Genomic DNA, 1,065 nt, shown 5'->3' on the forward strand with positions numbered 1-1,065 from the left:
CAGGTTGCGCTGAGCGGTCATCGACATCACGTTGGTGTTGATGGTGGTCATGGTGGTGTCCTTTGAATGAGGGGTCGTCGATCAGCGCAGCAGCGACAGAACGTTCTGCGGTGCCTGGTTGGCCTGGGCGACCATGGCCGTGCCCGCCTGTTGCAGGATCTGGGCGCGCGACAGGTTGGAGGTCTCTTTGGCGAAGTCGGCGTCGACGATGCGGCCGCGCGCGGCGGAGAGGTTCTCGCCGGTGATGTTGATGTTGGCCACCGCGTTCTCGAAGCGGCTCTGCAGGGCGCCCAGGTCGGCGCGCGAGCTGTTGATCGAGTCGATCGAGGTGTCGATCACCTTCATCGCCAGCTGGGCGGCGCCGAAGCTGTTGATGTCGATGTCGGTCAGCGCGAAGTCGGCGTCGGCGTAGGTGGCGCCACCGATGTCGCCGGTGGGGTCGGCCGCGAAGGAGCCGCCGAATTCCGTGCCGTCCAGCGTGCGCGAGGACGAGAACACCGAGTAGCCGGTCACGGCGCCCGCGGCGTCGTATTCGATCTTGGCGAAGATGTCCGTGTCGGACGATTTGGCGTTGATCGCGTCGACGATCTGCGAGGTGCGCTGCTCGTTCGTGGTGGCGGCGCCGATGGGGCCGAGGTCGATGGCGTTGCCGGCCGCGTCTTCGATGGTCAGGTCGCCAGCGGCCAGTGCCACGCCATCGGTGGCGTTGTCGGTTTCCACGTCCACGGCGATCACGTCGGACGAGCTGACCGTGGTGGTGCCCAGGGTGTCGGACTTGGCCGAGACGATGGACTCGATGGCGATGCCTTCACCGGCGTTGGCGCCGACCTGGAAGGTGGCGTTGGCGAAAGAGCCGTCGAGCAGCTTGGTGCCGTTGAAGCTGGTGGTCTTGGCCACGCGGTCGATCTCCTGGCGCAGCTGCGTCACTTCGGACTGCAGGGCCTTGCGGTCATCCGCGTTGTTCGAGGCGTTGGCCGACTGCACGGCCAGTTCGCGCATGCGCTGCAGCATGTCGCCGACCTTGCCCAGCGCGCCTTCGGCGGTCTGAGCGAGGGAGATGCCGTC

1 protein-coding gene is annotated in these 1,065 nt (G+C 66.5%); it reads right to left on the reverse strand.

Annotated features, from left to right (window positions below; all coding sequences use genetic code 11):
- Window positions 1-81: 81 nt before the first annotated feature.
- The coding region (locus tag GTO19_RS01485; protein WP_291031045.1) for a flagellin at window positions 82-1,065 on the reverse strand (984 nt) is incomplete at its 5' end.

The sequence above is a fragment of the Hydrogenophaga sp. genome, from assembly GCF_011772445.1.
Classification (GTDB): Bacteria; Pseudomonadota; Gammaproteobacteria; order Burkholderiales; family Burkholderiaceae_C; genus Hydrogenophaga.